Source organism: Streptomyces caniscabiei (assembly GCF_014930365.1).
Lineage (GTDB): Bacteria > Actinomycetota > Actinomycetes > Streptomycetales > Streptomycetaceae > Streptomyces > Streptomyces caniscabiei.
In genome coordinates this window covers 280,969-302,978 of record NZ_JABXWI010000010.1, presented here as the reverse complement: position 1 = coordinate 302,978, position 22,010 = coordinate 280,969, and the positions used below count along the sequence as shown (strand labels likewise).

Annotated in this window: 42 protein-coding genes and 1 pseudogene; 39 read left to right on the top strand and 4 right to left on the bottom strand. The window is 70.3% G+C overall.

From position 1 onward, the window contains the following. Positions 1–30: 30 nt before the first annotated feature. The 3 genes and pseudogenes from HW837_RS27870 to HW837_RS27860 form a co-directional block, all read right to left on the bottom strand. Positions 31–1,416: pseudogene (locus HW837_RS27870) on the bottom strand (YifB family Mg chelatase-like AAA ATPase); the annotation flags it as partial. A gap of 69 nt (positions 1,417–1,485) precedes the next feature. Then, positions 1,486–1,737, bottom strand: a complete 252-nt coding sequence (locus HW837_RS27865) for a hypothetical protein (protein WP_193383537.1) — start codon at positions 1,735–1,737, stop codon at positions 1,486–1,488. A 153-nt stretch (positions 1,738–1,890) separates the two neighbouring features. Then, a complete protein-coding gene (locus tag HW837_RS27860) occupies positions 1,891–2,313 on the bottom strand; it encodes an XRE family transcriptional regulator (protein WP_237270400.1) in 423 nt (140 codons plus the stop codon). Positions 2,314–2,581: 268 nt separating this feature from the next. Here HW837_RS27860 and HW837_RS27855 point away from each other — a divergent pair, with 268 nt between their 5' ends. From HW837_RS27855 to HW837_RS27750, 22 genes are all read left to right on the top strand, one after another. Further along, positions 2,582–2,875, top strand: a complete 294-nt coding sequence (locus HW837_RS27855) for a helix-turn-helix domain-containing protein (protein WP_193382652.1) — start codon at positions 2,582–2,584, stop codon at positions 2,873–2,875. Positions 2,876–3,145: 270 nt separating this feature from the next. Then, a complete protein-coding gene (locus HW837_RS27850) occupies positions 3,146–3,571 on the top strand; it encodes a DUF6197 family protein (RefSeq protein ID WP_193382651.1) in 426 nt (141 codons plus the stop codon). Further along, positions 3,568–3,996 (top strand): hypothetical protein, encoded by a 429-nt coding sequence (locus tag HW837_RS27845; RefSeq protein ID WP_193383536.1) that lies wholly within the window; start codon positions 3,568–3,570, stop codon positions 3,994–3,996. Before HW837_RS27850 ends, HW837_RS27845 begins: the two co-directional genes overlap by 4 nt. After that, entirely contained in the window at positions 3,993–4,268 is a 276-nt protein-coding gene (locus HW837_RS27840) for a hypothetical protein (protein WP_193383535.1), read from the top strand. The genes HW837_RS27845 and HW837_RS27840 overlap by 4 nt, the downstream gene beginning before the upstream one ends. Then, positions 4,265–4,651 carry a hypothetical protein gene (locus tag HW837_RS27835; RefSeq protein WP_193383534.1) on the top strand — a complete coding sequence of 129 codons (387 nt, stop codon included), beginning with the start codon at positions 4,265–4,267 and terminating at the stop codon, positions 4,649–4,651. Before HW837_RS27840 ends, HW837_RS27835 begins: the two co-directional genes overlap by 4 nt. After that, positions 4,648–5,214, top strand: a complete 567-nt coding sequence (locus tag HW837_RS27830; protein WP_193383533.1) for a hypothetical protein — start codon at positions 4,648–4,650, stop codon at positions 5,212–5,214. Before HW837_RS27835 ends, HW837_RS27830 begins: the two co-directional genes overlap by 4 nt. Then, positions 5,211–5,705 carry a hypothetical protein gene (locus tag HW837_RS27825; protein ID WP_193383532.1) on the top strand — a complete coding sequence of 165 codons (495 nt, stop codon included), beginning with the start codon at positions 5,211–5,213 and terminating at the stop codon, positions 5,703–5,705. The genes HW837_RS27830 and HW837_RS27825 overlap by 4 nt, the downstream gene beginning before the upstream one ends. Then, entirely contained in the window at positions 5,698–5,916 is a 219-nt protein-coding gene (locus HW837_RS27820; RefSeq protein WP_193383531.1) for a hypothetical protein, read from the top strand. Before HW837_RS27825 ends, HW837_RS27820 begins: the two co-directional genes overlap by 8 nt. Continuing rightward, the gene (locus HW837_RS27815; protein WP_193383530.1) at positions 5,913–6,089 is read left to right on the top strand and encodes a hypothetical protein; all 177 of its coding nucleotides are present in this window, start codon (positions 5,913–5,915) and stop codon (positions 6,087–6,089) included. Before HW837_RS27820 ends, HW837_RS27815 begins: the two co-directional genes overlap by 4 nt. Continuing rightward, on the top strand, positions 6,086–7,012 hold the full coding sequence (locus tag HW837_RS27810; RefSeq protein WP_193383529.1) for a YqaJ viral recombinase family nuclease: 927 nt from the start codon (positions 6,086–6,088) through the stop codon (positions 7,010–7,012). Before HW837_RS27815 ends, HW837_RS27810 begins: the two co-directional genes overlap by 4 nt. Then, positions 7,009–7,887 carry a recombinase RecT gene (locus HW837_RS27805; RefSeq protein WP_193383528.1) on the top strand — a complete coding sequence of 293 codons (879 nt, stop codon included), beginning with the start codon at positions 7,009–7,011 and terminating at the stop codon, positions 7,885–7,887. Before HW837_RS27810 ends, HW837_RS27805 begins: the two co-directional genes overlap by 4 nt. 90 nt (positions 7,888–7,977) lie before the next feature. After that, a complete protein-coding gene (locus HW837_RS27800) occupies positions 7,978–8,352 on the top strand; it encodes a hypothetical protein (protein WP_193383527.1) in 375 nt (124 codons plus the stop codon). Beyond that, positions 8,349–8,675 (top strand): hypothetical protein, encoded by a 327-nt coding sequence (locus HW837_RS27795; protein ID WP_193383526.1) that lies wholly within the window; start codon positions 8,349–8,351, stop codon positions 8,673–8,675. The genes HW837_RS27800 and HW837_RS27795 overlap by 4 nt, the downstream gene beginning before the upstream one ends. After that, entirely contained in the window at positions 8,672–9,208 is a 537-nt protein-coding gene (locus HW837_RS27790; protein ID WP_193383525.1) for a RusA family crossover junction endodeoxyribonuclease, read from the top strand. Before HW837_RS27795 ends, HW837_RS27790 begins: the two co-directional genes overlap by 4 nt. Continuing rightward, the gene (locus HW837_RS27785; RefSeq protein ID WP_193383524.1) at positions 9,205–9,588 is read left to right on the top strand and encodes a hypothetical protein; all 384 of its coding nucleotides are present in this window, start codon (positions 9,205–9,207) and stop codon (positions 9,586–9,588) included. The genes HW837_RS27790 and HW837_RS27785 overlap by 4 nt, the downstream gene beginning before the upstream one ends. Then, positions 9,585–10,283 (top strand): WhiB family transcriptional regulator, encoded by a 699-nt coding sequence (locus tag HW837_RS27780; RefSeq protein ID WP_193383523.1) that lies wholly within the window; start codon positions 9,585–9,587, stop codon positions 10,281–10,283. The genes HW837_RS27785 and HW837_RS27780 overlap by 4 nt, the downstream gene beginning before the upstream one ends. Then, on the top strand, positions 10,283–10,729 hold the full coding sequence (locus tag HW837_RS27775; protein ID WP_193383522.1) for a response regulator transcription factor: 447 nt from the start codon (positions 10,283–10,285) through the stop codon (positions 10,727–10,729). Before HW837_RS27780 ends, HW837_RS27775 begins: the two co-directional genes overlap by 1 nt. After that, positions 10,726–10,923, top strand: coding sequence for a transcription factor WhiB (locus tag HW837_RS27770; RefSeq protein WP_193383521.1), 198 nt, complete (start codon positions 10,726–10,728; stop codon positions 10,921–10,923). Before HW837_RS27775 ends, HW837_RS27770 begins: the two co-directional genes overlap by 4 nt. Next, the gene (locus HW837_RS27765) at positions 10,920–11,069 is read left to right on the top strand and encodes a hypothetical protein (protein WP_193383520.1); all 150 of its coding nucleotides are present in this window, start codon (positions 10,920–10,922) and stop codon (positions 11,067–11,069) included. The genes HW837_RS27770 and HW837_RS27765 overlap by 4 nt, the downstream gene beginning before the upstream one ends. A 76-nt stretch (positions 11,070–11,145) precedes the next feature. Continuing rightward, positions 11,146–11,706, top strand: coding sequence for a hypothetical protein (locus HW837_RS27760; RefSeq protein ID WP_193383519.1), 561 nt, complete (start codon positions 11,146–11,148; stop codon positions 11,704–11,706). A 96-nt stretch (positions 11,707–11,802) separates the two neighbouring features. Then, positions 11,803–12,012, top strand: a complete 210-nt coding sequence (locus HW837_RS27755) for a helix-turn-helix domain-containing protein (protein WP_193383518.1) — start codon at positions 11,803–11,805, stop codon at positions 12,010–12,012. Then, the gene (locus tag HW837_RS27750; RefSeq protein ID WP_193383517.1) at positions 12,012–12,338 is read left to right on the top strand and encodes a hypothetical protein; all 327 of its coding nucleotides are present in this window, start codon (positions 12,012–12,014) and stop codon (positions 12,336–12,338) included. Before HW837_RS27755 ends, HW837_RS27750 begins: the two co-directional genes overlap by 1 nt. A gap of 64 nt (positions 12,339–12,402) precedes the next feature. Here the strand turns inward: HW837_RS27750 and HW837_RS27745 are convergent, their stop codons facing one another. Next, on the bottom strand, positions 12,403–12,741 hold the full coding sequence (locus tag HW837_RS27745; RefSeq protein WP_193383516.1) for a type II toxin-antitoxin system prevent-host-death family antitoxin: 339 nt from the start codon (positions 12,739–12,741) through the stop codon (positions 12,403–12,405). A gap of 106 nt (positions 12,742–12,847) precedes the next feature. On the opposite strand from HW837_RS27745, the gene HW837_RS27740 reads away from it, so the two are divergent. From HW837_RS27740 to HW837_RS27660, 17 genes are all read left to right on the top strand, one after another. Continuing rightward, positions 12,848–13,612, top strand: a complete 765-nt coding sequence (locus HW837_RS27740) for a helix-turn-helix domain-containing protein (protein ID WP_193383515.1) — start codon at positions 12,848–12,850, stop codon at positions 13,610–13,612. Continuing rightward, a complete protein-coding gene (locus HW837_RS27735) occupies positions 13,612–14,433 on the top strand; it encodes a hypothetical protein (RefSeq protein WP_193383514.1) in 822 nt (273 codons plus the stop codon). The genes HW837_RS27740 and HW837_RS27735 overlap by 1 nt, the downstream gene beginning before the upstream one ends. A 71-nt stretch (positions 14,434–14,504) precedes the next feature. Beyond that, positions 14,505–15,662, top strand: coding sequence for an HNH endonuclease (locus HW837_RS27730; protein ID WP_193383513.1), 1,158 nt, complete (start codon positions 14,505–14,507; stop codon positions 15,660–15,662). Further along, a complete protein-coding gene (locus tag HW837_RS27725; protein ID WP_193383512.1) occupies positions 15,659–16,408 on the top strand; it encodes a zinc finger domain-containing protein in 750 nt (249 codons plus the stop codon). Before HW837_RS27730 ends, HW837_RS27725 begins: the two co-directional genes overlap by 4 nt. Beyond that, complete coding sequence (locus HW837_RS27720; RefSeq protein WP_193383511.1) at positions 16,405–16,737, top strand: hypothetical protein; 333 nt, start codon at positions 16,405–16,407, stop codon at positions 16,735–16,737. Before HW837_RS27725 ends, HW837_RS27720 begins: the two co-directional genes overlap by 4 nt. A 157-nt stretch (positions 16,738–16,894) precedes the next feature. Beyond that, positions 16,895–17,344, top strand: coding sequence for a DUF6011 domain-containing protein (locus HW837_RS27715; RefSeq protein ID WP_193383510.1), 450 nt, complete (start codon positions 16,895–16,897; stop codon positions 17,342–17,344). Next, positions 17,341–17,604: a helix-turn-helix domain-containing protein gene (locus HW837_RS27710; RefSeq protein WP_193383509.1), complete on the top strand. Its 264-nt coding sequence runs from the start codon at positions 17,341–17,343 to the stop codon at positions 17,602–17,604. Before HW837_RS27715 ends, HW837_RS27710 begins: the two co-directional genes overlap by 4 nt. Continuing rightward, positions 17,601–17,801 (top strand): hypothetical protein, encoded by a 201-nt coding sequence (locus tag HW837_RS27705; protein WP_193383508.1) that lies wholly within the window; start codon positions 17,601–17,603, stop codon positions 17,799–17,801. Before HW837_RS27710 ends, HW837_RS27705 begins: the two co-directional genes overlap by 4 nt. Before the next feature lie 63 nt (positions 17,802–17,864). After that, positions 17,865–18,530 carry a hypothetical protein gene (locus tag HW837_RS27700; RefSeq protein ID WP_193383507.1) on the top strand — a complete coding sequence of 222 codons (666 nt, stop codon included), beginning with the start codon at positions 17,865–17,867 and terminating at the stop codon, positions 18,528–18,530. A gap of 23 nt (positions 18,531–18,553) precedes the next feature. Further along, on the top strand, positions 18,554–18,838 hold the full coding sequence (locus HW837_RS27695; protein WP_193383506.1) for a hypothetical protein: 285 nt from the start codon (positions 18,554–18,556) through the stop codon (positions 18,836–18,838). Positions 18,839–18,894: 56 nt separating this feature from the next. Continuing rightward, a complete protein-coding gene (locus tag HW837_RS27690; protein WP_193383505.1) occupies positions 18,895–19,176 on the top strand; it encodes a hypothetical protein in 282 nt (93 codons plus the stop codon). A 97-nt stretch (positions 19,177–19,273) separates the two neighbouring features. Continuing rightward, positions 19,274–20,137 carry a hypothetical protein gene (locus tag HW837_RS27685; RefSeq protein ID WP_193383504.1) on the top strand — a complete coding sequence of 288 codons (864 nt, stop codon included), beginning with the start codon at positions 19,274–19,276 and terminating at the stop codon, positions 20,135–20,137. A gap of 2 nt (positions 20,138–20,139) precedes the next feature. Then, positions 20,140–20,349 (top strand): hypothetical protein, encoded by a 210-nt coding sequence (locus HW837_RS27680; RefSeq protein ID WP_193383503.1) that lies wholly within the window; start codon positions 20,140–20,142, stop codon positions 20,347–20,349. Positions 20,350–20,527: 178 nt separating this feature from the next. Continuing rightward, positions 20,528–20,836 (top strand): hypothetical protein, encoded by a 309-nt coding sequence (locus HW837_RS27675; protein ID WP_193383502.1) that lies wholly within the window; start codon positions 20,528–20,530, stop codon positions 20,834–20,836. Next, positions 20,833–21,147: a hypothetical protein gene (locus tag HW837_RS27670; RefSeq protein WP_193383501.1), complete on the top strand. Its 315-nt coding sequence runs from the start codon at positions 20,833–20,835 to the stop codon at positions 21,145–21,147. Before HW837_RS27675 ends, HW837_RS27670 begins: the two co-directional genes overlap by 4 nt. An 89-nt stretch (positions 21,148–21,236) precedes the next feature. Further along, positions 21,237–21,611, top strand: a complete 375-nt coding sequence (locus HW837_RS27665) for an SLOG family protein (RefSeq protein ID WP_193383500.1) — start codon at positions 21,237–21,239, stop codon at positions 21,609–21,611. Then, entirely contained in the window at positions 21,608–21,988 is a 381-nt protein-coding gene (locus HW837_RS27660) for a hypothetical protein (RefSeq protein ID WP_193383499.1), read from the top strand. Before HW837_RS27665 ends, HW837_RS27660 begins: the two co-directional genes overlap by 4 nt. The last annotated feature ends 22 nt before the right edge of the window (positions 21,989–22,010 follow it).

Here is a 22,010-nt window from a genome sequence, read left to right as displayed (position 1 = left end):
TGCCCGCCGACGGACCGCGCGCCTCGGGCATCACGTCAGCGCGCCGATCGCCATCGGCACCCCGCGCGGGACCCCGGTGCGCAGTTGCAGACCCAGGTTGACGTCCGTCGCGTCAGGGCGGTCATGGCCGACGAGGTCGGCGATGGTCCAGGCGACCCGGAGCACCCGGTCGAGGCCGCGTGCGGTCAGCACACCCCGCTCCAGGCACCGCTCGGCCTCGTCCATCGCGCCCGGGGCGGGATGCCATCGGCTGCGCAGTTCGCGCCCCGGTACCTCGCTGTTCGTCCGCCAGGGTGTGCCCAGCAGGCGTTCGGCCGCCCGTTCCCTCGCCGAGCGCACACGGTCGGCCACCGTCACCGTGGACTCGCCCCGGGCCCCCCGCCCGGCGAGTTCCCTCCGGGTCACCCGGTCGACCTCGACCCGCAGGTCGACCCTGTCCAGCAGCGGACCGGAGAGTCGGGCCTGGTAGCGGCGGATCGACGCGGGTGGGCACTCGCACAGGTCGTCCGTCCGCGAGAACCGACCACAGGGGCAGGGATTCGCGGCGAGGACCATCAGGAACTTCGCCGGGAACCGGACCACTCCCGCGCTGCGCGCGATCACGACGTGACCCGCCTCCAGCGGCTGCCGCAACGCGTCCAGGGCCTGGCTGCTGAACTCAGGCGTCTCGTCGAGGAAGAGCACTCCGCGGTGGGCGAGAGAGACCGCTCCGGGGCGTGCGACGCCCTGCCCCCCGCCGACCAGGGACTGCATCGTGGCCGAGTGGTGAGGGGCACAGTAGGGTGCGTCGTCGACCAATGGCTTCCCCGGCGGCAGCAGACCGGCGATCGAGTGGACCGCCGTGACCTCGAGCGACTCCTCCCTCGCCAGCTTGGGCAGGACGGTCGGCAGCCGTTCGGCGAGCATCGTCTTTCCCGCCCCCGGCGGCCCCTCCAGGAAGACGTGGTGTCCGCCTGCCGCGGCGACCTCCACGGCGGTCCGGGCCGCGAGCTGACCGACGACATCGGCGAGGTCATGCCCCTGATCCTGCTGCGCGGCTCCCGACGTGTGCATGCCGGTGGCCGCCCCGGTGCCCGGAAGGCGGAGTCCCGCCATGAGCGGGTCCGGGCGCCCCTCGTCGGTCTCCTCGTCCGGCACGGGTTCATCAGTGAGCACGGCGATCAACTGCCGCAGGGTGCGCACACCCAGTACCGAGACACCGGGCACCAGCGAGGCCTCCGCGGCCGCGCACTCCGGCACCACCACCTGCTCGTATCCGGCCTCGGCAGCGGCCAGCACCGCGGGCAGGATGCCCCGCACCGGCCGGACCCGGCCGTCGAGTCCCAGTTCTCCGATCATCACGATGTCGGACAACACCCGCGGATCGATCCGCTCGGAGGCGCCCAGGACCGCGCAGGCCACCGCCAGGTCGAAGCCCGGTGAAAGGCAGTTTTAAAGCCGCAGGCTGTGTGCCTGCGGCTTCAAAGTGTGGGGGGTTGGGTGGAGTCAGTTGGCGTCGGGCCAGTCCTGCGGCCACCAGCCCTCTCGCACGATCCGCTGGAACAGCTCGACCAGCTCATCCCTGGCCTGCTCGCTCACATGCTCCTTGGATGCGAGCAAGGTGAAGGAACCTTCCTGCTGCACTCCTGCGATGACTCGCCCGCCAGGGAGGCTGCCGACCAGTTCCATCCGGATCTCCGGCTGCGGCCGTTCCTCTTGTGACTCATCGTCACCCTGCCGGGTTCCCTCGTCCGCCATTCGCGCTCGCCTCCCTACTCACAGCCAGGCGCTCGCTCATGTGTACGAGCGCCCAGCTGAGGTGATCCCTTTGCGCCCCCCAGGCGGATCACCGACTGTGTCACACCGATCAGCCTGTGACCAGAGAGAATCAGCGGGTAACAGAAAGTCGTACTATTCGCCCGACTTACCGTCACTCTGCGTACGCCTGCGGGCAAAGGTTTCTGCGATGGCGGCGAACTGCTGCCGCTCCTCCTCCGTCATCTCCTCGGCGCGCGCGACGATCAGACGGGTCGTGAGATCACCACTCCACACGACCGACGCGTCGGCAGCCGGGTCATAGCCGAGGAACTGAAGGGCGGCCGCGCGCTGGAGCTCCTTCAAGGGGAGCCCATAGCCGGCCTTGAGAGCCTTCAGCCGTTCCACCTTAGGTGGGTCAACCGGCTTACCGAGTTCGACCTTGGAGAGCCAGCCGAACTTGGCCTGCTCGCCGCTGTCGGGGTCGATGCAGAGCTTTTCCATCTCGCGCAGGCTCTTGCCGAGCTCGGCGCGCCGAGCCTTCAGCAGGTCGGCGAAGTCTGTCCGCTGCTCAGTCATGGCGTGCATTGTGCCCCTTCGCTGGCTTTGGCGTGACGCCTGATGTCTACGTTACGGCTTTTGATCACTGATCAAATGCCAGGTCAGCGGACGCAACCGTGCGTAACCCTGCACAGAGTGTCTACGGAAACACCCCTTCCGCGCTATCCCCTCCGGGCGTGACGACCGAATCTCACTGCACTGTGCGTTTCCGTAGACACCCCGTCTACAGACGTGTACTGTCGGTCTTGTTCACGGAAACGCACACCACGTCTACGGAGGTAGATACGTGCGCCCCCAGCAGGAATACATGGTCCTCGTGAGCCGCGACCTCCTGGTCATGCTCATGGAGCGCACCGGAGACGGGCGCGAAGTCAGCGTCCGAGAACTCGCCGACGCAGCCGGATGCCACCCCAGCAAAATCGATGCCCTGCGCAACGGACGCCGCGAGAAGTCCCTTTACTCCGAGGCACTGGCAATTGCCAAACGGCTTGGAGTGGACCTCCTCGTTCTCTGGGCCCACACCGGCCGCACCGTCGAAGCGCCGGTCGAACTCGACCACCTCGCCGCGGTCTCCGCATGAGCGCGGAACCGGAGTTCTCCCGCGAGAAGGCGGAACGACTGCTCGGGCCGGCGGCTATCGCGAGGGCCCGTCAGATCGTCGACGCTGCGCCTCCTCTTAGCCCGGAGGTTCGGGAGCAGTTGCGGGCGCTGTTCGCGTCGGCTCGTACCGCTCCGCCGGTGTCGCCTTCGAAGGCCGCCTGACCTCATCAAACGCCGAAGGGCCGCCCCCTTGCCCGGATGACGGCCCAGCGATCGGCGACCCCTACACACAGAGAAAGAGAGGCCTCAGATGGCCACAGTCTTGCAGACCAGCAGCGAGGTCAGGTCGCTGCCCAAGCCGCCGTTGCCGCGTCGGAGCCCGTTGTCGGCGGTGTTCCGTAAGGCGGCCCGCATCATCGCGGCGAACGGCCACTACCAGGGCGACTACCTGCCCGACCCGTTCGACCGGGAGATGTGCATCCCGCACTTCCTGCGGCCGATGTCGATCGTGGCCGCCGTGAAGTGCGCGGTGTCGGGTGACCCGCACACCCCGTCGCTGCTGGCCGATTCGGCGATCGCCCGGTTGGCGCTGCGGTTGGACGGCGGCCCGGAGTTCGGCGACATCTTCTCGCTGGAGTCGCATGTGGACGAGTGGGGTGACGTGCTGGGGCGTACGGCCGAGGAGGCTGTGACGCTGCTGGAGTCGGCCGCTGTTGAGGGCGGGGTGGCGGCGTGAGCGCCCCGGAGACGCGCGATCCGCGGTTCGTGAACACGAAGGACGCGTGTTGGGTGCGGCGTGCGGTGACGTCGGATGGCCGTGGCTTGTATGCGGTGGAGGGCTCGTGCCGGTGCCCGGAGTTTCTGCTGGTGTCGCTGGCTGAGTTGGCGGCGGTGGGGATTGTCGGGTCGGCGGATGTGGTTCCGGCGCCTTCTGTGTCGTTCGCCGAGCGTGCGGCGGCGGAGTCGGATCCGGCCCGTCGTGTGGCGTGGCGGATGCTCGTGGAGCCGGAGCCGGAGTTTCACGCCTGGCTGCATCACGAGAACCGGGTCTCGCACGACCTGCCCGAGACGGGCGGCGCGGACCCGGAGGAGCGTCTCCTCGACGGGGACGACCTGAAGCGGGCAGTGCGCGGCCACCTCTTCGGCGGTGGCGCCTCGTGAGCCAGACCCATGACCTTGCCGAGTGGGCGGCGTTCTTGTCGCTCGGTGTCGGTGTCCACGCGTCGTTCTCCGTCTTCTGGTTCCTGCTGGTCGACGCGCACCGCACGGACTTCGACCCGCGTCCGCTGCTGGCCCGCGTGCTCGGCTCCGAGGCCCTGTACCCGCTGCTGCGCGAGTGGGACATCGCCCGGCATGCGTCCCGTGAAGCGCTCCGGGATGCCGCCGCTCTCCTTCTCCTCCTCACCACCTCCCCGAAGGGGGCCCTTCGATGAACCGCGTCCGTCTGTACCTGCACCGTCTGTTCCGTCGCCCGGCGATCACCGGCCCGTACCGCGTGTACGTCCGTCGTATCCCGACCGGCGTGACGCTCGACGTGTCGGACTACCTCGTCGCGATGATCGAGACGATCGCCGACAACCCGGACCTGATGGACCTCTTGTCGGAGATCGAGGAGGACCGCAGGACCGCGCACGCCCACAAGCACGACGGGTGGGAGCCGGAGGCGCTGCTGGTCGAGCAGTTGTGTGCGGCGCTGGGCTTCGAGCTTCCGGTGTACGGGGCGGGGGTGGCGTCGCTCGCGGATCGGCTGGGGGCGCTGGCTCCGAAGCTGTCGACCGTCCTTCCCGCGCAGCGCACCCAGGGCGGTGCGGCATGAAGTGCGGCGAGCCGAAGCCCGGCGGCAGCTACCAGGACTGCGACCGCGACCTGAAGCACCCCGGCGACCACGCCTACCTGGGCCAGCGCTGGCCGCGCCTAGTTCCCGCCGAGCCGAACCGGGAGGTGCAGGAACTCCTCGACGACACCGCGCCGCGTAACGCGTGGGGGTTGCAGGAGCGCAGCTTCCCGATCGTCGTCACGGAGACCATCACCCGCGTGATCTGGGTGGACGCCGAGAACGAGGACCAGGCGCTCGCCTACTGGGCTGACGACTACTGCGACATCCCCCTCAAGAACGCCGACGTCATCGACGGGTCGCTGGACTTCGAGCGGCCGGACGAGTTCCAGCGGCAGGAAGCCTTCAAGGCCAACCGCTTCGAGCCGAAGATCGGCCCGCTGATCCCGTGCCCGGACTGCGGGAAGGAAGCGTTCCGGCGGGAGTGGATGCACGACCCGTACCGGAAGTGCCACGGCCCGATCGTGTGGAAGTTGCTGCCGGGCGCCAAGCGTCACCTGCGGGACTACCAGCAGACGCCCGCGTACACGGGGGTGACGGGATGAGTGTCGTCCGTTACCGGAAGCGTCCCACCGTGGTCGACACCATCCAATGGACCGGTACCAACGTCGACGACCTGATCGACTTCACCGGCGGGAACTTCCTGCTCCCCGACCGCTGCGAGCAAATCTTCTCCCCGGAGTTCACGGCGAAAGTCTGGGACGCCATCCACGACACGTGGGTCCGGATGAAGACCGGGCAGCACGTCGTGCGCGGTATCCAGGGCGAGTTGTACCCGATCGCGGAGGACGCCCTCGCCGAGACGTACGAGCTGGTCGACGGCGCGTTCTTCGAGCCGGGCCGCTCGTACACCAGCATCGGCCCGCGTGACAGGTGGCTGCGGTTCGTGTGCGAGCACGTCACCCGCGACCCGCAGACCGGAGTACGGGAGGCGTGGGGCTGGCTGCACCGGGCGGACGGCACCCGCCGGATGGAGCGCGCGTGGGACTCCTCCTACCCGCAGTGGACCGCCGAGGCGGGTGACGGTCGTGGCTGATCAGATCACCGTCCGCCGTCAGCGTCTCCTCGCTGAGATCCGCCGCGTCGGCGGCCGCTACACCACCGGGCAGGCGCACCGCTTCTACCAGGCGACCGGCTGGGGTCCGTGCCGTACGACCGCGCGGAAGGACTTGCAGTGGTGGACGCGGCGCGGGGCCCTCGTCGAGACGGGCACGGTCAACAACCGCGGCTACTGGATCGCCTCGTGACCGCCCGTCTGCGGGCCGTTGCCCACTGGTCGGCCATCACCGCCTTCCTCCTCCTCTTCGCCCAATGGGGCCCCTTCGACGGCTGGCAAGCCACCGCCACCACCGGCGTCATCGCCGCCGGAGTCGGACTCATCGGCCTCGCCACCGCACCACACCCAGGAGCACGCACATGACGATCGTCGAGCAGGCCGGGGCACAAGCCCCGGCCGCCGGCCCCACCGTCCTCGGATGGTTCGAGCCGGGCAGCCCCGAGTGGCACGCCGCCCGCGCGCCCGGGATCTGCGGCAGCGAGATCGCCGCTGTCATGGGCCTGTCCCCGTACGAGTCCCGGTTCTCCCTCTGGCACCGCAAGAAGGGACTCATCGGGCCCGTCGAGGAGTCCGAGGAAATGTACTGGGGCAAGGAGCACGAGCCTGCGATCTGCCGCCGGTTCGCCCGCCTCCACCCTGACCTCAAGGTCACAAGCTCGCCCACCGTGGCCGCTCACGACCGGCCGTGGCAGATCGCCAACCCGGACCGACTGATCTGCACCCCCGAGCAGCCCGTCCCGCACGCCGTGCTGGAGGCCAAGACCGCCCGCGACGCCGAGGGATGGGGCAAGGAAGGCACCGCAGAGATTCCCGTCCACTACCGCGCCCAATGCCTCTGGTACATGGACGTGATCGGGGTGCGCCGCTGCCATGTGGCAGTCCTGATCGCCGGGTCGGAGTACCGCGAGTACGTCATCGACTACGACCCCGCCGACGCCCTGCGCATGCGGGACGCGGCCGCCGAGTTCATGCGCACCCTCGCCGCCGACGAGCGCCCGGACATCGACGGCCACTCCGCCACCTACCAGGCGATCCGTGAGATCCCCGAGGGCCTGGACCCGGTCGACGTCGAGATCCCGACCCTGCTGCGGGACCGCTTCCACGCGGCGCAGGACGCCTTCTGGGTGGCGGAGGACGAGCTGACCGCCTGCAAGGGCGAACTCCTCGACGCGATCGGTACCAGCCAGCGCGCCGTCTGCGAACGCCGGCGTATCGCCACCCGCACTGTCCGCAACGGATCCACCTACTCCCTCATGCCCGCACGCACCCGAAGGAACGCCGCATGACCGACAACACCGTCTCCAACGCCGTCGCCGTCCGTGACGCCGGCCCCGGCGCCATGGTCGAGCAGTACCGCGAGGAGTACGCCGCCCTCGTTCCCTCCCACGTCAACGCCGACCAGTGGGTCCGCCTCGCCGTCGGCGCCATCCGCGGCAACCGCGACCTGGAGCAGGCCGCGAAGACCGACATCGGCGTGTTCCTGCGGGAGCTGAAGATCGCGGCCCGCCTCGGCCTGGAGCCCGGCACTGAGCAGTTCTACCTGACGCCCCGGAAGTCGAAGGCCCACCGAGGCCAAAAGATCATCAAGGGGATCGTCGGCTACCAGGGCATCATCGAACTGATCTACCGGGCCGGTGCCGTCTCCTCCGTCGTCGTCGAAACCGTCCGCGCCAAGGACTCGTTCCGCTACGTCATCGGCCGCGACGAGCGCCCCGTCCACGACGTCGACTGGTTCGGCGGCGACCGCGGCAACCTCGTCGGCGTGTACGCGTACGCGGTCATGAAGGACGGCGCCACCTCCAAGGTCGTCATCCTCAACCGCGACCAGGTGATGCAGGCCAAGGCCAAGTCCGACGGCCGCAACAGCGAGTTCTCCCCGTGGAACACCAACGAGGAAGCGATGTGGCTGAAGACAGCCGCCCGCCGTCTCGCCAAGTGGGTCCCGACGTCCGCCGAGTTCATGCGTGAGCAACTCCGCGCACAAGCCGAGGTCGCCGCCGAGTTGCCGACCGGGTTCGCCCCGGCGCTCCCGCAACCGCAGGCCGACATCCCCGACGACGGCGACGACGCCATGGACGACGACGGCCCGATCGAAGGCGAACTCGTCGACGAGCCCGCGGCCGGCTGGCCCGAGGCAGCGCAACCCGGATCAAGGGCCTGACCCGCACGCAGGTGGCCGCCCCGCCCGCCGGTAACAGGCGGGGCGGCCTCCCCCCAGCACACCACACCAGCCCTGAACGGAGAACCCGCCATGAAGCGGTCATCGCTCTCCCGCCGCCAACACGATCAGATCCTCGCCGAGCTCCAGCGCAAGCACGACGCCGAGACCGCCAGCCTCAGGGCCGACGTCGCCCGGCTGCGGGGCGAGCGGGACCAGTTCGCCAAGGACCGCGACGCCATCCAGGCCACCGCCCGACGTGACGCGGCCGAAGCCAACGCCACCATCGTCCGCCTCCGCGCGGACCTCGACGAGGCCTCGGTCGGCGGGGACAGCATCCCGGCGCTGCGCCGCCAGCTCAGGACCCTGCAGAAGAAGTACGACGACGCCGTCGGCCTCGGTGGCCGCCGGATCGAGGACAGCAGTCGCTGGCAGCCCGGCTACAAGACCCCGGAGAAGGCGTCATGAGCGACTACCTGACCGCCCTCACCGGCGCTGGTACCGCGGTCGCGGTCGGCACGGTCATGGTGGCCCGCTCGTGGCCGCTTCCGGCCCGGCACAGGGGTCCGCGGCGTGTGGCCGAACTGCTGGCCGACGCCGAGCTCGTGTCGCTGGACGAGTTGCTGACGGCGGAGGCCGAGTTCGACGCCGAGTACGGGGAGACGTTCGCGCCCGACTGGCGGCACTGCCCCGGCCACGGCACGCCCACGGGGGACGGCTGGGTGTGCCCGACCTGCCGCCTCCCGATCCCCACCCGCACCACCACGACCATCGGGGGGACCCACTCATGACCACGCACATCTGCGAGGCTCCGGCCACCGGGTCGACACCGGCCCGCCCGGACCTCGAGTTCACCGTCACCGACCACCGACCCGCACCACAGGGCAGCAAGCGGCACGTCGGCCGGGGCCGCCTGCTCGAGCAGTCCAAGCGCGTCGCACCCTGGCGCGAGGCCGTCGACACCGCCGCTCGAGCAGCGGCGCTCGCCCGCCACATCCTCGAGTACGGCGGCCGCCCCGCTCCCGGCGCGGCCCCTGCACCGCTCGACGGACCGCTGTCGCTCGAGGTCGTGTTCACCGTCCGCAAGCCCGCCTCCGCGCCGAAGACTCGAGTTACCTGGCCGACGACCCGCGACAGCGGCGACATCGACAAGCTCCTCCGCTCCACCTTCGACGCCCTCACCACCGCGGGGGCCATCGCGGACGACTCGAGGATCGTCGAGATCACCGCCCGCAAGGTGTTCCCCGGCGAAGGCCTCGACGCGCTCGAGACGCCGGGCGCCGTGATCCGTGTGTGGCGCCTCGCCGAGGCGGTGGCCCGGTGAGTGTGCCGACCGTCTGCACCATCGTCGTCCTCGCCGCTGTCGGCGCCGGATGCTGCTTCCTCCAACTCCGGCGCGCCGTCCGCGAATCCCGTAACCGCGACCGCACCGCCGACGCCCGCGCCCGGGTCGGCCTGCCGCCCGCCGCCGACGACAACGTCCCCGGCACGCACCTCGCCGACCTCGACGCATGCGAACTCATCTGGGCCACACCCAGCCCCGACGACGCGGCGGCCGCAATCGACGAGGGCCTGACACGCCTGTTCGAACGGCTCGGGCCGCCCGCCGACGCCCCGGAAACCGACGCCGACTGGCTGCGCGACGCAGTCCGTGACGCATTCCGCGACGCACTCCGCGAACACCGAGGGGAGGACCCGGCATGACGCGCACCGCTTCCGCCCACGGCCTCACCTCCGAACCGGCCGGCAAGTGGGCCAAACAAGCCGCCTGCCGCGGCGTCGACCCCGACGTCATGCACCCCGGCAACGACGAGACCGAGATCCACCGCGCCAAGCAGGTATGCGCGCGCTGCTGGGTCGCACGCGCCTGCTTCTGGGACGCCGTCGCAACCGGCGACATGGAACACGGCATCCGCGCCGGACTCCGCCCGAACGAGCGCCGCGCCGTACTGAAAGAGATCAACCGGCGCAAGTCCGCACCAGTGGAACAGGCGGCCGAGCAGACGACCGACCCCGCCGAGGCGCCCCGGCGGAAGCCGTACACGGACCTGCGCAGCCTCTTCGACGACAACACCAAACGCATCATCCACGGACACCTCGCCTGGACCGGACCGTCCAAACCGTCGTTCAAGGGCCGCGCCTACAACCCGAAACAGATCGCCTACCTCCTCGACCGCGGCCGCACCCCAGTGGGTCGGGTCCTGACGACGTGCAACCTCACCGGATGCGTGCTGCCCGCACACATCGCGGACGACGAGGAACGCGCACAGTGCGGCACCAGGGCGGGCTATCAGCGGCACCGCCGTCTCGGTGAGACGCCGTGTGACCCGTGCAAGCAGGCCAACACGGACGCCGACAACCGGCTCCGCCGCACCGGCACCACGAAAGCCGCCGTCTGATGCCCGGACCAAAGGGCGCCCCCCGCGCCGACATCCTCCGCCTCCTCGCCACCGGCCACTCCGACCGCGCCATCGGCCGGCAACTCCACACCGCCACCAAACGCGTCCGCCGCATCCGCGAAGAACTGTCCCTGCCGCCCGCCAAAACAGCCAGTGTGCTCACCCTCGAACAGAAGTGGGCCACCCACGCCACCGCGGTCGACGGCGGCCACCTCCAATGGTCCGGTCCCCGCGGCCACTACGGCACGCCGATCCTCTGCCACGGCAACCGCCGGTACCAGGCGCGCGCTGTCGCCTTCCGCCAGCAGTACGGGCGTGAGCCGGTGGGGCAGGTGCGGCCGGGCTGCGGGGAGGCCTGGTGCGTGGCACCGGCGCACGTGCTTGACAGGCCTGGTCGGTCGCGTCTGGAAGGGCAGTACGCGGCGATCTTCGGAGCCACGCCGTGAGCGGCGGCCCGTGGCGTGGCGGGATCACGGTGCGCGGCCTGGGACGGGGCGGCCTGCCGGTCGCGGATTTCCTGTGCGCGCTGTGCCTGCATCACCGCCGGGTCACGGGCCGCCAGCTGGTGCGGGATTTTCTCGCCTCCGACCCCATCGGCGCACACCGCACCGTGTGCACCGCCCGAAAGGACATCCCGTGACCCACTTCACGACCGGCCTCCTCCTCGGCGCGTCCGCTGCCGCGATCGCGTACGCGTCGGGTGCGAGCCCGCTGTGGATCGCCGTGCTCGGGATGGCTGCCGGACTCGGGTGCTGGCTCGGCTCCCGCAACGACCGCCACCGCTGACCGAGCGCCCCGCCTCACGCGAATTGAGGCGGGGCCCCACCAGAAAAACACACCACCGAAAGAAAGGACCCACCCCATGTCGACCAGGGGCTTCCTCGGCTTCGTCGCCAACGGCCGCGAGACCATCACCTACGTCCACTACGACGCCTACCCCGGTGCCCTCGGCGCCGACGTCCTCAAGTGGGCCCGCAGCGTCACCGACTGGAACGCGGTCCGCGAGCAGGCCGCCGCGCTGGTCCACATCGACGGCGACGTCATGCCCACCCCAGAGCAGCGGACGGCGCTCGCCCAGTACGAGAAGCCGAACGCTGGCGGATCGAAGGACGACCCGGGCGAGGAGTGGTACCGGCTCCTCCACGGAACGTTCGGCGACCCGGCCGCCACCCTGGCCTGCGGTCTCGCCCCGCACGCCCCGGAATGGCCGGGCGACTCGGTGTGGTGCGAGTGGGGCTACCTCATCGACTGCGACGAGAAGCGGTTCGAGATGTACCAGGGCTTCCAGACCCGGCCGCACAAGGGCCGCTTCGCAGACCGCCCGGCCAACGAACGCAGCGGCTACTACCCGGTGAAGCTCCTCAACTCCTGGCCGCTGGACGCCCTCCCGGACGACGACGCCTTCCTCGCGTCCGACGACTGACCACCTGACCGGCGGCCCTTCCCCCTCAGGCCGCCATGGGCCCGCCCGACCTCCCCCAACGGGCGGGCCCACCCCAACCACCGAGAGGAGCCCTCGATGAGGGACTACACCACCGGCCTCATCCTCACCGGCAACGCCCGCCAAACCACCCGCACCCGCGCCGCCGACCTGTACGCGCAGGGCTGCACCATCCGCTCCGTCGCACGACAGATCGGCCGCTCGTACGGCGGGACACGAGCCCTCCTCCTCGAAGCCGGCGTCACCCTCCGCGCACGCGGTGGACGGCTCCGGAAGGCAGGCGTCTGATGGGCCTCCAGCACTCCACCTACAAGGCGTACGGCTTCGAAATCCCGGCCACCACCGACTTCGACGCCATCGACCAGGCCATGGCCGACCAGCCCGAACAACCGCACGGCGGCGTCCACCACCAGTACCTCGGCGACTTCGAACGTCTCTTCCTCCTCGTCGCCAGCGAAGAGATCGAGGAGAACACCGCCTCCGCCATCACGGCCGCGGACTTCGCCCGCTACGAGATCCCCGTCTGGACTGCGGCCCTGCATCGAACGGCGGTCCGCCTCGGCCACGAAACGCACCCAGAACCCGCGTGGCTGGTCCTCCACGACCACAGCTGACCGCAGCACGAAGGCCCCGCACACACCGTGCGGGGCCCCGGAGACGACAGAAGGAGGAGCGGTGTCAGGAGTCCACGGCCAGCGCAGCCGAGTGCAACGCCTCGCGGATGGTGCGGGACGTGACCGCGTCGTAGGAATCGGCGCCGGCACCGGGTGTCTCGGTACGTCGGTGCAGCTCGTCGATGATCGCCCGGTCGCGTACGGCCCGTTCGTAGAACTCGGGTGGCACCACCATCGCCACCCGCTTGCCGCGCTCCGTGAAGGCCCCCGGCCTCTGCCCCCAACTGACCTCGCGGATCAGCGACGTCAGCGCGGCACGCGCGTCGGTCATCGCCACCTCGGCGACGCCGTCCTTCTCGATCTCGATCTTCGGGTGCAGGGCCATGGCCAGAGTGTAAGTCATTGCCAATCCTTCCATTCTTTCCAATCTTTAAAGTAGTATGGCAGGGCCAGGTCAGCACTGCCAAGACCTCGGAACCAGCCACGCCAGCAAACGAAAGGAGGACCGAGTGAACGACATCACACTGCCGACCGAGCAGGATGCGCGTGCCCTCACCGACCGCATCAAAGTGGCAGTCGAAGGGACATGGCTCCTCATCCAAGAGGCCTACACATCCCGCGCATGGGCAGCCCTCGGATACGACACGTGGGACTCGTACTGCGCCGCCGAGTTCGGCACCGCCCGGCTCCGGCTCCCGCGCGAAGAACGACAAGAAGTCGTGGCCTCCCTCCGCGAATCCGGGATGAGCCTCCGCGCCATCTCATCGGCCACCGGCATCTCCCCGGCCACCGCCATGCGGGACGCACGTGTTTCAGATGAAACACCTGCCGTAATCCTCGGCACGGACGGCGGCACGTACGCCGCGGCACGTCCGGCCCCCGAACCGCCCACCGACGACGCCCTCCTCGCGGGCGACGACTGGGTCCAGCCCGACGGCCCCGGCTTCGAAGCCGCCGTCACCCCACCGGCCGCCGCACCCAAGCCCAAGCGGCGCCCCCTTCCTGAGGCCCTCACCGAAGCCAGCCGCGACTACGTCCGCGCCGCCGAACGCCTCGCCCGCCTCACCGAAGACGACCGGTTCCCCAAGAACCGGGACACCACCCAGCTCCCCGAACTCCTCGGCGCGCTGGACACCACCGCCCGGTACGTGCAGGCCCTCCGCCTCGACCAGGCCCAGACAACCGAAGAGGCCCGCCGCTGGTGGGCGACGAGCCTCCACAAGATCAGCGACGCCCTCACCGACGTCGCCAACTCCCTCGAACAGGAGAAGTAATGACCCAGCTCAGCGTACCCGCCACCGACATCCCCCAGGTCGAGATCATGGCCGTCACCCCCGAGCTCGCCGCCAAGTGGCTCAAGCAGAACACCCGCAACCGCAACGCCCGTAAGCGCGCCGTCTCCGACTACGCCCGCGACATGGCCGCCGGGCAATGGCGCCTCAACGGCGAATCCATCAAGTTCGCCACCGACGGCACCCTCCTCGACGGACAGCACCGCCTCATGGCCGTCATCGAAGCCGACGTCGCCATCCCCCTCATGGTCGTCACAGGACTCCCCAACGACACCCAAGAGACCATGGACGCCGGCCGCAAGCGCACCACCGCCGACGCCTTCAGCCTCCGCGGCGAGACCAACGCCGCCGTCCTCGCCGCGGTTCTGAAGAAGGTCTGGCTCTGGGACCAGGGCGACTACAAGTTCGGCCAGAACTACAGCCCCACCACCGCCGAGTGCGCCGCCCTCCTGAAGGAGCGCCCCGAGATCTACCGCTCGGTGGAGATCGCCGCCCGCGTACACCAGGCGTTCCGCTACCTGCCGAAATCCGTCGTCGGCACCGCCCACCACATCCTGTCCCGCATCGACGTGGACGAGGCCGTGTGGTTCTTCTGCCGCGTCGGAGACGGTGCCGAGCTCCCCGTCTCCCACCCGGTCCTCGCCCTGCGGAGCAGGGTCATGACCGACCGGGCCGAGAACCGCAAGGTGCCCGACCACCAGCACATGGCGTACCTCATCCGCGCCTGGAACGCCGTCCGCAGCGACCGGCCCCTCACCCGGATCCAGCAGCCCGCGGACGCCCCCATGCCGCTGCCCAAGTAGCCCCACCGCGGGGCCGTCCACCACGGCGGCCCCGCCCTCTTCGCCGATCAGCACGAACGTAAGGAAGTTGAATGCCGCGCATCCGCACCGTGAAGCCGGAGTTCTGGGAAGACGAGCTCCTCGGCGTCATGCCGCGCGACGCGCGGCTCCTCTTCATCGCCACGTTCAACATGGCCGACGACGAAGGCATCCTGCGCTGGACGCCGGCCTACATCAAGGCCCAGGCCTTCATGTACGACGACGACCTCACGATCGGCGACGTCGGCAAGCTCATGCAGTGCCTCACCGACACCGGACTGATCTTCCCGTACATCGGGGGAGCGGCCCGCCAGCAGATGGCCGTGGTCGTCAACTTCCGCAAGCACCAGCGGATCAACCGGCCGCAGAAGAGCAAGCTCCCGCCGCCCTCGATCGGCGCGTGGCAGGCCCGCGAGATGTACGCCCGCCGCGACGGCTGGACGTGCCAGCTGTGCGGCGGGGAGATCCCTCAACGTCTCGTCGTGAACGACGACCACAACTTGGTCATCGACCACATCCGGCCGGTGGCCGCGGGGGGCACCGACCATCCGTCCAACGTCCGGGCCGCGCATCAGGTGTGCGAGCGGAGCCGACGCGGTTGCCCGGACGATGAAGGGTTCGTTCCGCCCGCCGGGCTCGCAGGGCTTGAAGACTCACTGAACGATTCACTGAACCATTCAGTGAATGACTCACTGAACAAAGTTCACGCTGAGTCGACTTTCGGCGCTCCGACGGATGCGTTGCGTGACATTTCTTCAATGAACCATTCACTGACGGAAGGGAAAGGAAGGGAAAGGAAAGGAAAGGAAGGGAACCCCCCCCTACCCCCCGTCGAGTCGCCCCGCGAAGCCGCCGTCGTGCAGACGGGCGAGAGGCCACTCCCGGACCGGATGACGGACGCCTTCCTCGACCGCTTCGCCCGCGGCAACTCCTACAAGCGCCGCCAAGTCCGCACCGTTATCGCCGACGCCCTCGCGAACGACACGGACTCCAACGAACTGTGGCGCGCCATGGAACGCCTCGGCGAAACCAGCAAGCCCGTCACCGCGAACACCCTCCAGTTCGCCTTCTCAGACATCCGCCGCGCCAGCAGCGCCTCGAACGTCATCGCCCTCCCCGGCCAGCAGCAGCCGCTCACCGGCACCGACGCGAAAGTCGCCGGCTGGCTCGCCCTCGCCGAACAACTCCGCCAGGAAGGAGATCCCGCATGACCCCGAACGAGGCGGCTGAACTCCTCGCCCACGCCTCCAGCTTCGACAACCGGCAACCCTCCCTCGCCGCCGCCACCGCATGGGCCTCCGCCCTCGACGACGTCCCGCTCGACGCCGACGCCAAGGCCGCAGTCGCCGCCTACTACACGACCCCGCCGCAGAACCCGAACGAACGCCTGTGGATCCTGCCCCACCACATCCGCACCCTCCGATCCAAGATCCGCTCCGCCCGGCTGGTGAACTTCCAGTACGAACCCATCCCGGACGAGACCGTCGGCGAGTTCATGGCCCGACTCCGCGGTCAGACCCAGGCAATCGCCTCCGGCCGCGTCCCGGCACCCGTCGGCCGGCTCGCCCTCGAAGCCGACCCGAAGCGGGACCGGGAGTTCGTCAAGGAGCTGGAGGCCCGCGGCTGGGAAGGCAACCGCGCCGTGCCCGGCACTGACGAGGAAGCCGAAGCCGACACCGTCCGCCGTGCCGGGCCGCTCAGTGTCGAATGCCCCACCTGCCGGGCAGCCCTCGGGCACCCGTGCAAGAGCCCGGGAGCGTCCGCGAAGCGCCCGTTGGGGAAGCCCCGCCCCAAGCCGCACTCCGCCCGCCTGCGGGCCGCACAGGGCGTCCCCGAGCAGACCGCCGCCCAGCGGGCCGCCGAGGAGCAGGCGGTCAAAGCGCGGGCCGCCCAGCACTTCGCCCGCAACGACGGCCACATCCACGACGCCGACATCATCGAGGAGCCGACCCCATGAACCTCGCCGACGAACTCCGCACCGCCGCACAGACGCTGCGGTCCCTGGCCACCCGCACCACCACCACGCTCACCCGCCACGAAGTCGAATGGACCGACCTCACCGTCAGCGACACCGCCGCCCAGGCCAAAGGCCGCCCGATGGTCTGGTCGCAGTACGCCGCCGCCATGAACCCGGCCGTCGGCACCGCGCTCGCCAGCCTTCTTGAGGCCGAAGCCGACGTCGTGGCCGCCCGCACCGCCCAAGACGGCACCGAGGACTACGCCCTCGACTACGGCAGCGGCTACCTCCTCGACGTCGCCCGCCTCATCAACGGCACCGAGACGTGACCAAGCCGGCCGAATGGTCCATCCGCTGCCCCTGGTGCCAAGCCGCCCCCGGCAACCGCTGCACCAGCCCCCGCGGACGGCGCCTCGCAGTCGACAGCCACGACGCACGCATCCAAGCCCACACCGCACGCACCCGCCAGCAGACCGGAGGCACCAAATGACCGGCATCCCGGACGGCTACTACGCCACACCCGACCCCGACAACGCCGACACCATGACCTACTGGCGGGCCCGAACCGGACGTATCGAACGCTGGCCCGCCAAAGCCTGGTACGGCCCCGCCCGACTCCTCAAGCGCGACGCCCCTACCGACCGCGACGCCAAGATCGCGTGGATGCGGGCCTGGAACAAGCGCTATCTCGCCTGGCTTCAGCGAACCACCGAGGCGATCGGATCCGACCCGCAAACCGGCCGAGCCGTCTTCGCCGCACTCGCCGTCCGCTGCTGCGACTGCGGCCGCGCACTCACCGACGCCAAGTCCAAGACCCTCGGCGTCGGCCCCGAGTGCCGCCGCGGATACGACGAGGCATGGCTCGCCGCCACCCTCACCCCCGCCATCGCCGAAGCCCACGTCACGTACACCCAGCAGGCAGGAGCCGACCAGTGACCAGCCTCCAGACGTTCGCCGCCTACCTCCGCGACCGTGCCCACGACACCGGTTACCGGGTAGACCGCAGCCGCGGACAGCGCGCCCTTGCCCGCGCCGCAGGCATGTCGTACGACGACCTCGACCGCACCCTCGCCGGCCGCCACTGCCCCGACCCGTACGAGCTGGAGCGCCTCGCCGACGCCCTCGGCGTACCGCTGGTGACGCTCCTCGTCGACTCCGGCTTCGTCCGCCCCCGCACCGACCCGGGCACGCCGTGAGCACCCCGTACGAGCGCCTCCTCGCCGAGACCATCCCCACCCGACCCGCACCCGCCACACCCCGCTCCCGCCGTATCCCCGTCGGCCACCACTGGACGACCGCCGAACGCGACGCGCACTGGCAGGCCCTCTGCGAAGCCGTCGGCGCCCCGCACGAGGAACGGCCCCGACTGCGGGCCATCCGCCCGGCCGCCTAACGGATCAGCACCGCGCGCGATCCCATCGCCACTGCCCGCCATCACCACAAGCTAGGACACGACATGACTGAACGGGACACAACCGCGCAGGCCGGACTTACCGCCGGACGGCTCGACGAGATCGAAACCCGCCACAAGGCCGCCACCCCCGGACCGTGGACCGCCGTGGAACTACCGCCCAACGAGCACCACCCCCGGCCCGCGTACTGGGTGAACGCCGACTACACCGACACCGACGACTGCCGCACCCACGAAACCGTGGCGGACTGCCCGTGGCGCATGACGGACGCCGCGTTCATCGCCCACGCCCGCGAGGACGTGCCCGCCCTGCTCGCCGAAGTCCGCCGCTTGAAGGACGAACTCGCCGAGACCAAGGCCGCGAACGACCCACGGCTGCGCGGCCTCCTCGTCAAAGCCGCACCCGACAAGGACCTGTACGTCCACTGGTCCACCGTCTGCGACATGCCCGGCGGCGTGTTCAGCCGCGAGACCGCCCTGGAGTACGGGTTCCCCCGCTCGAAGGTCGACCACGCCGACGAGCACGGCAGCAGTTCCCGTATCGGTGACGGCGCCTGGGATGACAAGGGCTGGGTCGCGGAGCAGCGCGGCTGGCTGCGTCGGGACCTGATCGGCGAGTACGCGGTCGAGTACCTGACCGGCGATCGGGAGGCCGCGTACCGGCTGCTGGAGCCGTTCGACGACGACCCAGCCGTCTCGTCTGTCGTCTGACCACCCACCACCAGGAGACCCACGTGACCACCGACCGCCGCCTTCACCTCGTCATCGACCACCCCGCCCCCGGCGAGTGGTACGGCCGCCTCGACGTCGGAGAAGCCCTCGAAGCCGCCGGCTGGACCACCGACCCGGCGTCCGGCGTGCTGCGCCACCCGTCCGGCGCCGTCTGGACCGTGGTGAACGACTGCGACGACTCCGGCCTCGGCTGCCCGAACGGGACGGTCATCGAGTTCCCCGGCAGCACGCCGACCGTCGTGATCGTCGCCGCCTGCCTCGCCGCCGCCGCCTCGCCTGCTGTGTGAGCCCCGCCCCCGCACCCCACCCCAACCCGGACACCAGCCACACCACGGAGCAGACCATGACCCGCCGTCTCCCGCCCGGAACGCCCGTCGCCTACCACCCCGGCGACGGACACCTCCCCGAATCCCACTGGCACGGGATCGTCCTGTTCCACCACGACAACGGCGTCGGCGGCCTCCTCGGCCTCACCGACATCGAGTGCACCGACCCGCACCAGTTCCTGAACCAGCGGCCTGGACACGTCACGACGGTCGAGACGAAGAAGCTGCGGATCGTGGAGGCGCCGGCCCCGGAGTCCGGGCAGGGGGCACTGTTCGACCCCGCCGCGCCCGTCTCGTGAACGCAGGCGACCCCCGCCGGTGATAGCGGCGGGGGTCGTAGGCCCAACCCAACCACAGGCCGTCCTTGGGTCGGCCGGCACCCACCGAGGAGCACCGATGACCGACACCACCGAGACCGCCCGCCTTCACGACGAGATCCTCGGCCTGCGAGCCGAACTGGCGACAGCGCGCGATCTGCTCCGTTCGGAGAACCAGCGCGCGAACGCGGCGATTACCCGTGAGGAGACCGCCGAGGAGGCCGCGCTCGAAGCGCACGAGCAGGTACGGCGGTTGAGCCTGATGGTCGACGAGTACGGCGCCGGGGCCTCGGCGCTGACCGACAAGCTGCGGCGGGTGCGGGAGCTGCACCGCAAGGCGTGCTTGGTCGCTCAGTGCAAGGTGCCGCCGACTGCGTTCACGTGCGGGCTGTGTGACGTGCTGGACGCGCCCGCTTCGGCTGTTGTGCCTGCCGCAGACCGGGCCGCTCCCGAGCTGACCGCCGAGGAAGCCCGCGACCTTGCCGAAGACCTCGGCTACCAGCTGTACCGCGCCCAGGACGCGTTGGCGTTCGTCGGGGAGTGCTGCGACATCGCCGACCGGGAGCAGCGTCCGGTGACGACGGCGGATGTGCGGGAGTGGCTGAAGGGCGCGCGCTGCGGGCGGCAGCTGCTCGCCGAGTCTGCCGTCGTGGATCGGGTGGCCGCCGAGACGGAGGCGCACCCGGCCGAGCACACCTGGGCCGCCGAGCTGCACGACCCGCTCGCCGACGAGTGGGTGCCCGGCACCCGGTACCCCGTGCGTGACCGCGCCGTGAACGCCCTGAACCACGCCAAGCGCCTCGGTCCCACGTGGAAGGACGGCACGCTGACCGAGCGCCGTCTCGTCCGGGCGACCACCACGTACACCGTCGAGGAGCCCGGCCCGGTTGTTGAGGCGCAGCCCGGCAAGGACACCGAGACGCCCCAGCCGAAGGAGGCCTGACCGTGGCGACCTTCGTCATCCGCGCCGAGATCGAGATCGACGGGGTCCGGTACACGCACCACTACGGCATCCCCGCCCGCTCGTGGGAGGTCGCCGACGACGTGATGCGCGCCGCGTTCCGGGAGGGCGCCCGCGACGGTCTCGCCCAGCATCTCGCCGAGACGCTGCCCATCAAGATCACCGAGGTGGGTGTTCCCGACCGCCCGTCGTGACGCTCGTGTTCGTGGCCGCCGTGACCGTGCGGCGGCCCGTGCACCCACAACAGGCCCGCCCCGCGCCCACAGTCGTCGCTGTGGCGCCTCGGAAGTGCCCGATGGGGGAATTCCTCTGCCGGGCTCTCCCGTCGCCTCCTAGGCCCCTTCTAGCCCTTCGAGTTGACCGGAGACCCGCATGACCGCCCTCCCCGACGACGGCACCCCCAACGAGATCTGCATCTGGTGCCCCGGCCATCCCCGGATTCCCGCCGCCCAGTTCGACGAGCACCTCGACCGCGTACACCCATCCGTCTCCGACCCCCGCACGTCCACGTCCTGCTGGTCCCGCGCCGAGGTGTGCACCCCCGACGCCGTGATCCACGAGATCGCCTGCGGCCGAGGACGCCACCGCTGGGGCAAGCACCGCAACGACGACGTCCGATGGGCCTGCCCGCCCCGCTGCGGCTGCATCCGGCACACGAACCCGATCAAGGAGAACCAGTGAAGCCCACCGAATCCCTGCCCGACGGCATCGTCGGCGACATCACGATCTACTCCGTCGGCCTCCTCCACGACCTCACGCTGTTCATCCACAACCCCGACCGGCCCACCGCCCGCCGCACCCTGCGCGCATCCCTGCACCGCGAGTGGGACCGGATCAAGGCCCGCAAGTGGCGAGCAGCGAAGAACTACTTCAACGGCTACCTCGCCGAACACGCCACGCTCGGCACCCGCTGCGGCACCGGATGGACACGCGGCCGGGCCTACCGGGACCTCGCCCGCCACCTCCACCGCGATCCGCGCGACGGCGCCTGACGGCCCCGCAGCACCCCGACCCACCCCAACCCAACCACCCGGCCCGACAGGCGCCACACGGGCCTCACACGCCCACGAAGGAGCAACACATGACCGACCCGTACCGCGTCCTCGTCACCGGCAGCCGCGACTGGAACAACGACGTAGCCGTCCAGCGTGCGCTCCAAGACATCGCCGCCGAGCACCCCGAGGACGGTGAACTCGTCCTCGTTCACGGCGCCTGCCGCACCGGCGCCGACTTCATCGCCCACGAATGGGCCGTCAAGTACGGCTGCCTCATCGAGGCGCACCCTGCCGCCTGGTGGAAGTACGGCCGCGTCGCCGGGCCCCGCCGCAACAAGGAGATGATCGATGCAGGGGCGGACGTCTGCCTGGCGTTCATCCGCAACAGCAGCCGGGGCGCAACGCACTGCGCAGACCTCGCCGAGCGCGCGGGCATTCCCGTCAGGCGGTTCACCGCATGACCAGCCTTGTCCGGGCCGACTGCCCCGGCTGCGGTCAGCCCCGGCAAGTCACCGTCGCCGGGACCATCCGCCGCCACCGCCAAGGCGGCACCACCTGCCCCGGCGCCGGACAACACCCCGCCCAACCCGTCACCCCACCCAAATCCCGGCGAGGAGCATCCGGCCTCACCGGACCCCCACCACCCGACGAACCCGCCGACGGCCGATCCTGCGACGCCGGACACTGCGACCGCCCCTCGATCGGCTGGCGCCTGTTCCGAGGCCAGCGCGAATGGCTGCCCGTCTGCGGCCTCCACATGGACGGACCCGCCGGACGAACCCGCATCCACGACCCCGCCCCGCCCGTGCAGTGCCCGGCACCCGAGAAGCAGCCGTGACCGCGCCCGTCTGCCAGTGGTG

Coding starts and splice junctions, on each gene's coding strand:
- HW837_RS27660 (WP_193383499.1), top strand. CDS start 21,608: ATGACCAGCCTTGTCCGGGCCGACTGCCCCGGCTGCGGTCAGCCCCGG.
- HW837_RS27700 (WP_193383507.1), top strand. CDS start 17,865: ATGACTGAACGGGACACAACCGCGCAGGCCGGACTTACCGCCGGACGG.
- HW837_RS27805 (WP_193383528.1), top strand. CDS start 7,009: ATGACCGACAACACCGTCTCCAACGCCGTCGCCGTCCGTGACGCCGGC.
- HW837_RS27735 (WP_193383514.1), top strand. CDS start 13,612: ATGACCCAGCTCAGCGTACCCGCCACCGACATCCCCCAGGTCGAGATC.
- HW837_RS27745 (WP_193383516.1), bottom strand. CDS start 12,741: ATGACTTACACTCTGGCCATGGCCCTGCACCCGAAGATCGAGATCGAG.
- HW837_RS27860 (WP_237270400.1), bottom strand. CDS start 2,313: ATGACTGAGCAGCGGACAGACTTCGCCGACCTGCTGAAGGCTCGGCGC.
- HW837_RS27850 (WP_193382651.1), top strand. CDS start 3,146: ATGGCCACAGTCTTGCAGACCAGCAGCGAGGTCAGGTCGCTGCCCAAG.
- HW837_RS27665 (WP_193383500.1), top strand. CDS start 21,237: ATGACCGACCCGTACCGCGTCCTCGTCACCGGCAGCCGCGACTGGAAC.
- HW837_RS27790 (WP_193383525.1), top strand. CDS start 8,672: ATGACCACGCACATCTGCGAGGCTCCGGCCACCGGGTCGACACCGGCC.
- HW837_RS27690 (WP_193383505.1), top strand. CDS start 18,895: ATGACCCGCCGTCTCCCGCCCGGAACGCCCGTCGCCTACCACCCCGGC.
- HW837_RS27800 (WP_193383527.1), top strand. CDS start 7,978: ATGAAGCGGTCATCGCTCTCCCGCCGCCAACACGATCAGATCCTCGCC.
- HW837_RS27865 (WP_193383537.1), bottom strand. CDS start 1,737: ATGGCGGACGAGGGAACCCGGCAGGGTGACGATGAGTCACAAGAGGAA.
- HW837_RS27825 (WP_193383532.1), top strand. CDS start 5,211: ATGAGTGTCGTCCGTTACCGGAAGCGTCCCACCGTGGTCGACACCATC.
- HW837_RS27760 (WP_193383519.1), top strand. CDS start 11,146: ATGTCGACCAGGGGCTTCCTCGGCTTCGTCGCCAACGGCCGCGAGACC.
- HW837_RS27810 (WP_193383529.1), top strand. CDS start 6,086: ATGACGATCGTCGAGCAGGCCGGGGCACAAGCCCCGGCCGCCGGCCCC.
- HW837_RS27675 (WP_193383502.1), top strand. CDS start 20,528: ATGACCGCCCTCCCCGACGACGGCACCCCCAACGAGATCTGCATCTGG.
- HW837_RS27720 (WP_193383511.1), top strand. CDS start 16,405: ATGAACCTCGCCGACGAACTCCGCACCGCCGCACAGACGCTGCGGTCC.
- HW837_RS27830 (WP_193383533.1), top strand. CDS start 4,648: ATGAAGTGCGGCGAGCCGAAGCCCGGCGGCAGCTACCAGGACTGCGAC.
- HW837_RS27835 (WP_193383534.1), top strand. CDS start 4,265: ATGAACCGCGTCCGTCTGTACCTGCACCGTCTGTTCCGTCGCCCGGCG.
- HW837_RS27750 (WP_193383517.1), top strand. CDS start 12,012: ATGGGCCTCCAGCACTCCACCTACAAGGCGTACGGCTTCGAAATCCCG.
- HW837_RS27730 (WP_193383513.1), top strand. CDS start 14,505: ATGCCGCGCATCCGCACCGTGAAGCCGGAGTTCTGGGAAGACGAGCTC.
- HW837_RS27795 (WP_193383526.1), top strand. CDS start 8,349: ATGAGCGACTACCTGACCGCCCTCACCGGCGCTGGTACCGCGGTCGCG.
- HW837_RS27685 (WP_193383504.1), top strand. CDS start 19,274: ATGACCGACACCACCGAGACCGCCCGCCTTCACGACGAGATCCTCGGC.
- HW837_RS27780 (WP_193383523.1), top strand. CDS start 9,585: ATGACGCGCACCGCTTCCGCCCACGGCCTCACCTCCGAACCGGCCGGC.
- HW837_RS27755 (WP_193383518.1), top strand. CDS start 11,803: ATGAGGGACTACACCACCGGCCTCATCCTCACCGGCAACGCCCGCCAA.
- HW837_RS27715 (WP_193383510.1), top strand. CDS start 16,895: ATGACCGGCATCCCGGACGGCTACTACGCCACACCCGACCCCGACAAC.
- HW837_RS27725 (WP_193383512.1), top strand. CDS start 15,659: ATGACCCCGAACGAGGCGGCTGAACTCCTCGCCCACGCCTCCAGCTTC.
- HW837_RS27775 (WP_193383522.1), top strand. CDS start 10,283: ATGCCCGGACCAAAGGGCGCCCCCCGCGCCGACATCCTCCGCCTCCTC.